Source organism: Gilliamella sp. Fer4-1 (assembly GCF_001690515.1).
GTDB lineage: Bacteria > Pseudomonadota > Gammaproteobacteria > Enterobacterales > Orbaceae > Gilliamella > Gilliamella apicola_C.
Window position 1 is genome coordinate 1 of sequence record NZ_LZGZ01000045.1, and the last position, 10,481, is coordinate 10,481.

Below are 10,481 nucleotides of genomic sequence, written 5' to 3' on the forward strand. Positions count from 1 at the left end.
CCTAGGTTATATTAAATACTTAGCTGTCATGATATTTTGCATATACATCCAATCGACTAGTTAGCAAGGCTTAAAATAATGAAGCATGCATAGCAATCCCCAAACTGTGGTGGTGTGAAGTAGCGAGTATAAATCACCTTTCTATTTTCTTCACTTCACCGAGTTTAAAATTACACCTCATGTTTCAATCCAGAAAATAGCCAGAAAAAATTCAATAAAATCAATGGCTTTTCTGACTTGTTTTTAAACTATAAAATCCTCAATTGCTAAATCACTAATCGGTTACTGATGGTTATGATTTAGCGCCAGAATATACCACGACAGCCATGCATGAAGTCAGAGATTTAGCACAAAGCCTACCCAAATCGAATGTGATAACAGTAGCCTATTTTATCCACAAAAAGCAAAACGCCCAAAATCACACAGCCCTCAAAATAAGCCATTTTGCACTGAAAAATCAGTCAGAAAAGCCATTGATTTTATTTAATTTTTTGTTGTAAAAATAAAAATGCAGAATCCAAAGGGCTAGCTTTTTATAAAACTATAGCGATAAAAGGGAAAGTAGATTTTTTAATATGTCAGAAAGGAGATGGTCGGCGAGAGAGGATTCGAACCTCCGACCCACTGGTCCCAAACCAGTTGCGCTACCAAGCTGCGCTACTCGCCGTTAGGAAGCGCATAATACTGCGCTTCCTGAAAAGTGTCAATACTTATAGTAAAAAATATATAGCAAAAAATAGGCTTGAGATTTTTATTTTGCTAACGGTGCTGGTGTTTTACCAATACGTTGATAAAATTCAACAACAAAATCCTCGTAACGTTTGTTAGCAACCGCCTCACGAATTTCAGCCATTAAGCGTTGATAATAACGTAAATTATGAATGGTATTTAAACGTGCACCTAAAATCTCACCACATTTATCTAAGTGATGAAGATATGATTTAGTGTAATTTTTACACGTATAGCAATCACAATGAGGATCAAGTGGTGTTATGTCATCTTTATATTTAGCATTACGAATTTTAATCACACCATTGGTAACAAATAAGTGACCATTGCGGGCATTGCGGGTTGGCATCACACAGTCGAACATGTCAATACCACGACGTACGCCTTCGACTAAATCTTCAGGTTTCCCCACCCCCATTAAATAACGGGGTTTATCAGCGGGTAATTGTGGACAAGTGCCTTCTAATATACGGTGCATATCAGCCTTGGGTTCACCAACCGCTAACCCGCCAACCGCGTAACCGTCAAAGCCTATTTCAGTTAATCTTTTAATTGAAATATCCCGTAATTCTTGATGAATACCACCTTGCACAATACCAAATAGTGCATTTTTGTTGCCTAATTCATCAAAGCGTTGTCGGCTGCGTTTAGCCCAACGTAAAGACATTTCCATTGATTTTTTGACATAATCCCAATCAGCAGGAAAGGGGGCACATTCATCAAAAATCATTACAATATCAGAACCCAGGTCGTATTGAATTTCCATTGAAATTTCAGGCGATAAGAAAATCGAATCGCCATTAATTGGATTACGAAAATGAACACCTTCTTCTTTGATTTTTCGAATATCGCCTAAACTAAAAACTTGAAACCCACCTGAATCGGTTAAAATAGGTCCTTTCCATTGCATAAAGTCGTGCAAATCACCATGTTTACGCATGATTTCTTGCCCTGGCCTTAGCCATAAGTGAAACGTATTGCCGAGTAATATTTGCGCACCTGTTGCAGCAACTTCTTCTGGTGTCATACCTTTTACCGTGCCATAAGTGCCTACAGGCATAAACGCTGGGGTTTCAACAGTGTATTCAACTCCACGGCGATCGAATTTCATTCGCCCACGACGAGCTAACCCGTCAGTATTATCTAGTTCAAATTTCATTTTTTGTTAACCTCTTGCGACCAAATAAACAGTTTGGCGCGAATTATTGTTATAATGCGTAATCGCATCATTAATTTGCGGGACCTAGTTTATCTTGCTTGACTAAAATAAACAATATTTGAAGGGGCTTTGAATCGTTTGAAACGTATTATTCTACTATTGTCAGGTTGGTCGATGTTTTTTCTCACTGGGTGTCAAATTCAAAGTAAAGCTTACCCCAAAGTGATTACTTCCGATCGGATTCAATTGTTATCTGAAAATGATATTTTTTCAATTAGTCAGATGGCTTGCCTTGAAATAGATAAGCGGGCAGTCATTCCTCCTGATTACCATACTTTAAGCCAAAGACTCAATAAAATTGCTAAAACCCTGCCCAGCATGGCTAATAATATTGAGATAAATTATCAAGTTTATATTAATACTGAACCTAATGCATGGTCTACCGCTAATGGTTGTATACGTGTAAATAGTGGTTTGATGAAATTATTGAATGATAATGAGTTACAGGCAGTACTTGCCCATGAGCAGGCTCATATCGCACTTAAACATGCTATTAGCTTGTTTAAGCAAGCGCCTTATATCGAATTTACTGATAAAATTGGCGAACTTGTTGTTATTGCTAAAGAAGACGTGGCTCAACAATATGAAATTGAAGCTGATAACTATGCTTTTGATTTATTAATAAGTAAAAACATAGATCCGATGAGTTTAGTTGACATGTTAGCCAAATTGCCTATTCACTCAACCAATAAACCAACATCACATCCTTCAAGAATAAAACGAATAAAGAATATTATTGCTAGACTAAAGCGGTAAAAAGCGGTAAATAACTATTTGTGCGATCAGTTAAATAATAGCCAACTAGGTTTGCACTTAGCTCAATTTTATTTGGCTATTTATTTAACCGCTTTTTAAGATTTATTATCACGAAGCCGAAATAAACATAGCATCGCCGTAGCTAAAAAAACGATAGCTTTCTTTAACTGCATGCTGATAAGCATTCATGGTATTTTCGTAACCAGCAAAAGCAGAAACAAGCATAATCAAAGTTGATTCCGGTAGGTGAAAATTTGTGATAAGTGAATCAATAACCTTAAACTGATAGCCTGGATAAATAAAAATTTGGGTATCGTCAAAAAAAGGAGCGATTTTTCCTGTCTTTTGTGCGGCACTTTCTAAAGCACGAACCGATGTAGTCCCTACTGCGATCACTTTATTGTTTCTGGCTTTGCATGCTAATACGGCATCGACAACCGAATCGGGGACTTGAGCATATTCTGAATGCATAATATGTGCCTCAATATTTTCAACTCTAACAGGCTGAAATGTTCCCGCTCCAACATGTAAAGTAACAAAAGCCATTTCAACGCCTTTTTGTTTTAATTTTTCTAATAAAGGTTTATCGAAATGAAGACCTGCTGTAGGTGCGGCAACAGCACCAGGTACTTTACTATAGACTGTTTGATAAACTTCACGATCCTGTTCGTTGTCAGGACGATCGATGTAAGGTGGTAAAGGAATATGACCAATTTTATTCAAAATACTGAGCACATCATCAGGGAATTGTAATTCAAATAAAGCATCGTGGCGGGCTAACATGGTCACATTAATGTGTTCATTTTCACCTAATATTAACTCAGTTCCTTCTTTTGGTGATTTTGAGGCTTTAATATGCGCAAGAGCACGATTACCATCTAGTAATCTTTCGATTACTATTTCTATTTTACCTCCAGATGTTTTTTTCCCATACAAACGAGCAGGAATCACTTTAGTGTTATTAAAAATCAATAAATCACCTGGATTAATTTTATCGATAATATCAGTAAATACCTGATCTTCAATTTTACCTGTACGACTATCAAGAGATAGCAGTCGACATGCACTTCTGGTTGCTGAAGGGTGTTTCGCAATGAGCTCTTTTGGAAGCGAGAAGTCAAAATCTGATAGTTGCATAATTGTATTCCTCAAAAAATGAGGCATTAGTCTAAAGCCCTGATTATGTCTAATCAAGTAATTATTTGTTGATTATTATAATAGTTGCGTTAAAATTTTAGGCGCCTAACAGAAGTTAGCCGATTAAAAGTTATATTAATATAAGGAAAATAACATGAAAAAACATCAAAAAACATTGCTAGTTGCACTTCCTTTAGTTGCTGCAATGTCACTAGTTGGTTGTAAAAATATGAGCGCAGATGACTTAACTAGTCTTGGCATGAAAAGTTTAAAAGCTGCAACCTTAAGCGATAATGATGTGAAAGCATTAAGTCAACAATCATGTGCTCAAATGGATGCACAATCAAGAATTGCTCCTAAAAATAGTGTTTATACTAAACGATTAAATAAAATCGCTAAAGCGCTAGGTAATAACTTAGATGGCACTCCAATCAACTATAAAGTATACATCACAAAAGATGTTAATGCTTGGGCAATGGCTAATGGCTGTGTTCGTGTATATAGTGGTTTAATGGACATGATGACTGACAATGAAATTCAAGGTGTTTTAGGTCACGAATTAGGTCACGTTGCTTTAGGTCATAGCAAAAAAGCTATGCAAGTGGCTTATGCAACAGAAATCGCTCGTGATGCAGCAGCTGCATCAGGTAATGCAAAATTAGCTTCATTATCTAATTCTAGCTTAGGTGCTTTAGCATCAGCAGTGATTAATGCTCAGTTCTCACAAAAACAAGAACAAGATGCGGATAACTATTCTTTCGATTATTTAGTTAAGAAGAAAATCAATCCAGCTGGTCTTGCAACTGCATTTGATAAGTTAGGTGGTGGTGATGCTTCAATTTTAAGTAGCCATCCGTCTTCAACAGCGCGTGCAGATAATATTCGTAAAAAACTTGCAGAGTTAAAAAAATAAGTTCTGTGATTGCATTATGAAAGCGTCATCCATGGCGCTTTTTTTATATCTAATTGATTGTTTTTGATAGCAATGATTTGGTGATGAATTTATTGTAAAATCCATCAACCAACAAGCAAAGATTTAACAATAGCCTTTTAACAATAGCCTTTTAACAATAATCGTTTAACAATGACTTTTTTATTGTTTATAAGAAGATAAGAATTTAGCAAATCGTCCAATTGCATCTTCAAGGTCGCCTAAATACGGTAAAGCAACAATTCTAACGTGATCTGGCTTATGCCAATTAAAACCGGTTCCTTGTACAAGTAACACTTTTTCCTGTAACAAAAAGTCTAATACCAATTTTTGATCATTATGGATGTTAAATTTTTTCTGATCTAATTTGGGAAATAAATACAAAGCACCTTGTGGCTTAGTACATGAAACACCCGGAATATCGTTCAGTAGGCGCCACGCCAACATACATTGCTCATATAAGCGACCACCTGGCACAATAAATTCATTGATACTTTGATACCCACCAAGAGCCCCTTGAATCGCATGTTGTAATGGTACATTGGCGCATAAGCGCATGGAAGCAAGCATATTTAGACCTTCAATATAGCCTTTTACGTGATGCTTAGGACCACAAAGTGCCATCCATCCTTGTCTAAATCCCGCAACTCGATATGTTTTTGATAAACCGCTCATCGTAATAACAAATAAATCAGGCGCCAATGCAGCAATTGAATGATGTACGGCATCATCATATAAAATTTTGTCGTAAATTTCATCAGCGAAAATAATCAGATTATTTTGACGGGCGATTTCAGCAACCTCAAGCAATATTTCTTTACTATAAACAGCACCAGTTGGGTTATTGGGATTGATAATTACAATGCCTTTTGTTCTAGGTGTAATTTTTTGTTTGATATCATCTAAATCTGGTGACCAATTTGCTTCTTCATCGCACAAGTAATGAACCGCATTTCCGCCCGATAAACTTACTGCCGCAGTCCATAGTGGATAGTCAGGCATAGGTACCAGAATTTCATCGCCACTATTAAGCAATGCTTGCATAGACTGGACGATTAATTCCGATACGCCGTTGCCAATGTAAATATCTTCAACATCTAAACTGTTAATACCTCTGGCTTGATAATGTTGCATAATTGCTTTGCGAGCAGAGTAAAGACCTTTTGAGTCACAATATCCTTGTGAAGAAGGTAAATTTCTAATGACATCAACTAACAATTCATCAGGAGCTGCAAAGCCAAAAGGGGCGGGATTTCCAATATTAAGTTTAAGGATTGTTTGACCTTCTTCTTCTAGCCTTTTAGCATGCTCAAGAATTGGTCCACGAATATCGTAACAAACGTGATCCAATTTGTTTGATTTTTGGAAATTTACCATAATATCGCCCTTTCTTTTTTATTGTGATCGTTTTTTAATGTAATGAAAAAAACAATCTACTCCTATTTAGATAATTTTTGAAGATGCTATTATAACTAGCTCAATAAATATTATTTAACTATCTAAATTTTGTGCGGAGAGAGTTATGAAAACCATTTTAACCGTCATTGGTAAAGATCAAACCGGCATTATTGCCGGTATTAGTCAGAAATTATATGAATTAGATATTAATATTTTAGTTGTCAGCCAAACAATTATGGATGAGTATTTTACGATGATTATGTTGCTTGACTTATCTAAAATCAATGTGGCCTTTGATGAGGTAAAAACGACATTGACGCAAACCGGTGAAAAACTAAAAGTTAAAGTCAACATTCAACGAGAAGAAATTTTTGATGCTATGCATCGTTTGTAATATCAATTCTCTATTTTTGTATAAAAGGATAGTACTAATGGAAACAAAACAGATCCTCGAAACCATTAAAATGATTGAGGAAGAAAAGCTTGATATTCGCACAATAACCATGGGTATTTCTCTCCTTGATTGTATTGATAGCGATGGCGAGAAAGCACGTCAAAAAATTTATAACAAAATTAATTTGTTAGCTAAAAATTTGGTAAAAGTCGGTGAGGAGATTACCTCAGAATTTGGCATTCCAATTATCAATAAGCGTATTTCTGTCACACCAATATCGTTAATTGCTGGTGCAAGCGAAGATAAAGATTATGTTGCATTTGCCAAAACACTTGATGAAGCCGCTAAAGCTGTTGGTGTTAACTTTATTGGCGGATTTTCGGCACTGGTACAAAAAGGTTATCACAAAGGTGATGAAATTTTAATTAATTCAATTCCACAAGCGCTTGCACAAACAGAACGCGTTTGCGCATCAGTAAATGTTGGTTCTACACAAACGGGAATCAATATGGATGCAGTCAAGCAAATGGGGCATATTATTAAACAAGCAGCACAATTAACTGCCGATAACAGCAGTATGGCATGTGCGAAGTTAGTTGTATTTGCCAATGCCGTTGAAGATAACCCATTTATGGCTGGCGCTTTTCATGGCGTAGGTGAAGCTGATTGCGTCATCAATGTCGGTGTGAGTGGCCCAGGTGTCGTTAAGCGTGCGCTTGAGAAAGTCAAAGGGCAACCTTTTGACGTTGTTGCTGAAACCATAAAAAAGACAGCATTTAAAATTACTCGTATGGGGCAACTAGTTGGTAAAGAGGCTTCTGAGCGCTTAGGCGTTAAATTTGGCATCGTCGATTTATCGTTAGCTCCAACCCCTGCAATTGGTGATTCAGTTGCACATATTTTAGAAGAAATGGGGCTAGAAGCAGTTGGCACTCATGGTACAACCGCAGCATTAGCTATGCTCAATGATGCAGTAAAAAAAGGTGGCGTCATGGCATGTGGTCATGTGGGCGGTTTAAGCGGAGCCTTTATTCCTGTTTCAGAAGATGCGGGTATGATTGATGCGGTAAATAACGGCGCGCTGAATCTTGAAAAACTAGAAGCAATGACTTGTGTTTGTTCAGTTGGACTAGATATGATTGCTATTCCAGGCGATACGCCAGCTGAAACTATTTCGGCAATCCTTGCTGATGAGGCAGCAATAGGGGTGATTAATCATAAAACGACAGCAGTTCGAATTATTCCTGCTGTGGGTTTAAAAGTAGGCGATAACATTGAATTTGGTGGCTTACTAGGTCATGCGCCCATCATGCCAGTAAATAACTTTAGCTCATGTGATTTTATTCGCCGTGGAGGGCGAATACCTGCTCCAATTCATTCATTTAAAAACTAATAGATTAATTTTAAATAATTGATACTCCTACTCTGCCTGCACTAAAGCTGGCAGAGTATTAAACTTTTAATGCAAAACTTACTTAGCAATAGCAAAATACGTTTCTTCAATAACATCTTCATTATTTCCAGATTCATTCCTTTCTCCTTCAACCTATCAATTTGAATGTATGGTAGCGCATTTCTGCGGTTTGCTTAGCTATACGCTCTTTACGCTTTACCCTAAGGTTAAGCTTTTATTCGCCACCTGACGATCCATGCCTATTAACAGTTAAGATATAGCGATTATTATTAATACCCAAAGGCTTTAATTAGCCTGGCAATAAATCCATTATCTAAAAAATTTTTTACCGTTTGTGGCGGGCTATTTTTTAACAAATCGTGGATACCTAACTCTCCCAATGATGCGCAATGTCATGGATATTATTTGGTACCAATTCCATTCGTTTCTTTTATCTTAATTTCCTACAATTGATGCTATCAAATTAGTGTTGATTTAACTCTAGCAATAGCAAATTAACAATATTTATAAAAGTTTGCTGATCACATCATGATGGAGGATGAAATGGGAAATGAATCTAACGACCAAATGTTTTTTGAAGATTTGATTCTTTTAGATAAAGACTTTCAAGATACAAATCAATTTTTCGATTTTACTTTTCCTATTTTAAAAAGTGGTGGTTATGTAAATCATTCCTTTTTAGATGCAATTAAACAAAGAGAGTCTTCATTTCCTACCGCATTACCAACTGAACCTTATGTGGTTGCGATGCCGCATACTGATGTCGAACATGTTATTAGACCGTTTATCTTTTTTACTCGATGCAAAGGAACCATACCATGGCGTGAAATGGCAAATAATGACCATGTGTTAAAGGCTAACTTTGTGTTTTTGCTAGGGTTTAATCAAAAGGATGGGCATATTGATTTATTGCAAAAATTGATGTCCTGCTTTGTGAATTTGCGTTTTTTAGAAGAACTTTATCACGCAAAAACTGAACATGAAATTTTTACACTATTGACATCCAATATCAATTTATAAGGAGGCTTTATGAAAAAAGTTATTGTTGCATGTGGCAGTGGAGTGGCTACATCACAAACCGTTGCCAGCAAGGTTACTCGTTTATTAAAAGAACGGAATCTTGATGAGATAAAAGTAGAAGTTGTGGATCTGAAATCTGTCGATACTCACATTAAAAATAGTGCTGCTTATATAGCGATAACTAAAATTGAAAAACAGTACCCTATTCCTGTCATCAATGGTATTGCGTTTCTAACAGGAATAAATATGGAAGCGGAGCTACAAAAAATTATTGATGCCTGTAAATAGGAGTACAAATATGGAATTTCTTGGAACAATTATAAATTATATTTTGAATTTAGGTGCGCCAGTTTTTGTACCATTTATTATGCTCATTGCCGGCTTAATTGTACGCATGAAATTTAGAGATGGCGCTTCGGCCGCTATTACGCTAGGTGTGGCATTTGTTGGAATGAGTATGTTGATTGGTTTTATGGTTGGTGCTATTGGTTCAGCTGCGCAAACTATGATGGAGCGAACAGGAATTGAACTGAGCATTATTGATGGTGGCTGGACTACCATGGCAAACGTATCTTGGGCTTGGCCGTACGCTTTTCTTATGTTCCCTTTACAAGTGGGTATTAATATTTTAATGTTAGTATTAAAAAAAACCGATACCTTTAATGCTGACTTATGGAATGTGTGGGGGAAAATTTTTACCGCATTTATTGTGGTTGCCGTCGCTACCCCAATTTTAGGTTCTGTTGTGGCTTTGGTTCTTGCCTTTATTATTGCTACTTTGCAGATCATACTAGAACTTAATTCTGGTGATATTAATCAACATCGAATCGAAAAACTAACAGGTATTCCTGGTGTAACTTGTACTCATAGAATGCTGTTTTTCAGTGCAATTTATTATCCTTTTGATCTATTACTACGCAAAATACCTACTTTAAATAAACCGATGGATGCAGCAACGTTACGATCAAAGATTGGCGTATTTGCTGAAAATCATGTTATTGGATTTTTATTAGGTGTGACTTTTGGGATTATTGCTGGCTATGATGTTGCAGCTATTTTAATGCTTGGGGTACAAGCTGCTACTGCTCTTATGTTATTTCCAATGATCTCTAAATTATTTATGCAAGCACTATCGCCGATTTCTGAGGCGATTAGTGATTATATGAATAAACGTTTTGCTGGTCGTAAATTATTTGTTGGTTTAGATTGGCCATTTATGGGTGGTTCGAGCGAGATTTGGTTTACAGTAATAGTTGCTATTCCTTTTACCTTAATTTGGGCTGTTATTTTACCAGGTAACAAAATTCTGCCTTTTGCTGGTATTATTAATGTTGCCCTTATTGTTCCAGCTTATATTCTAACTAAAGGAAACACATTAAGGATGGTAATTTTAGCCATTATTGGAGTGCCATTCTTTTTATTTGCTGGAACTCAATTTGCTCCGATTATTACCGATTTGGGATTAGCCACTAAAGCTATTGAT

10 protein-coding genes and 1 tRNA gene are annotated in these 10,481 nt (G+C 36.4%); 7 read left to right on the forward strand and 4 right to left on the reverse strand.

The window, feature by feature from the left end; translation table 11 throughout:
- Window positions 1–590 precede the first annotated feature (590 nt).
- Together A9G30_RS01490 and tgt are read right to left on the reverse strand one after the other, a co-directional pair.
- Window positions 591–667 (reverse strand) — tRNA-Pro (locus A9G30_RS01490).
- A gap of 84 nt (window positions 668–751) precedes the next feature.
- Window positions 752–1,888: a tRNA guanosine(34) transglycosylase Tgt gene (gene tgt, locus A9G30_RS01495; protein ID WP_065587818.1), complete on the reverse strand. Its 1,137-nt coding sequence runs from the start codon at window positions 1,886–1,888 to the stop codon at window positions 752–754.
- Window positions 1,889–2,026: 138 nt separating this feature from the next.
- On the opposite strand from tgt, the gene A9G30_RS01500 reads away from it, so the two are divergent.
- Complete coding sequence (locus A9G30_RS01500; protein ID WP_141671942.1) at window positions 2,027–2,704, forward strand: M48 family metalloprotease; 678 nt, start codon at window positions 2,027–2,029, stop codon at window positions 2,702–2,704.
- Between the two features lie 108 nt (window positions 2,705–2,812).
- Here the strand turns inward: A9G30_RS01500 and queA are convergent, their stop codons facing one another.
- The gene (queA, locus tag A9G30_RS01505; protein ID WP_065587820.1) at window positions 2,813–3,841 is read right to left on the reverse strand and encodes a tRNA preQ1(34) S-adenosylmethionine ribosyltransferase-isomerase QueA; all 1,029 of its coding nucleotides are present in this window, start codon (window positions 3,839–3,841) and stop codon (window positions 2,813–2,815) included.
- 154 nt (window positions 3,842–3,995) lie between these two features.
- On the opposite strand from queA, the gene A9G30_RS01510 reads away from it, so the two are divergent.
- Window positions 3,996–4,754: a M48 family metallopeptidase gene (locus tag A9G30_RS01510; protein ID WP_065587821.1), complete on the forward strand. Its 759-nt coding sequence runs from the start codon at window positions 3,996–3,998 to the stop codon at window positions 4,752–4,754.
- Window positions 4,755–4,934: 180 nt separating this feature from the next.
- On the opposite strand, the gene A9G30_RS01515 is transcribed toward A9G30_RS01510, so the two are convergent.
- Window positions 4,935–6,149: a pyridoxal phosphate-dependent aminotransferase gene (locus A9G30_RS01515; RefSeq protein WP_065566505.1), complete on the reverse strand. Its 1,215-nt coding sequence runs from the start codon at window positions 6,147–6,149 to the stop codon at window positions 4,935–4,937.
- Between the two features lie 145 nt (window positions 6,150–6,294).
- Here A9G30_RS01515 and A9G30_RS01520 point away from each other — a divergent pair, with 145 nt between their 5' ends.
- The 5 genes from A9G30_RS01520 to A9G30_RS01540 form a co-directional block, all read left to right on the forward strand.
- The gene (locus tag A9G30_RS01520) at window positions 6,295–6,564 is read left to right on the forward strand and encodes an ACT domain-containing protein (RefSeq protein ID WP_065587822.1); all 270 of its coding nucleotides are present in this window, start codon (window positions 6,295–6,297) and stop codon (window positions 6,562–6,564) included.
- A gap of 37 nt (window positions 6,565–6,601) precedes the next feature.
- Entirely contained in the window at window positions 6,602–7,957 is a 1,356-nt protein-coding gene (locus A9G30_RS01525) for a PFL family protein (RefSeq protein ID WP_065582058.1), read from the forward strand.
- Window positions 7,958–8,521: 564 nt separating this feature from the next.
- Window positions 8,522–8,998: a PTS sugar transporter subunit IIA gene (locus tag A9G30_RS01530; protein ID WP_065587823.1), complete on the forward strand. Its 477-nt coding sequence runs from the start codon at window positions 8,522–8,524 to the stop codon at window positions 8,996–8,998.
- A 9-nt stretch (window positions 8,999–9,007) separates the two neighbouring features.
- Window positions 9,008–9,286 carry a PTS sugar transporter subunit IIB gene (locus tag A9G30_RS01535; protein ID WP_065566501.1) on the forward strand — a complete coding sequence of 93 codons (279 nt, stop codon included), beginning with the start codon at window positions 9,008–9,010 and terminating at the stop codon, window positions 9,284–9,286.
- A gap of 10 nt (window positions 9,287–9,296) precedes the next feature.
- Window positions 9,297–10,481: PTS galactitol transporter subunit IIC (locus tag A9G30_RS01540; protein WP_065587824.1), on the forward strand; the 1,185-nt coding region annotated here is incomplete at its 3' end.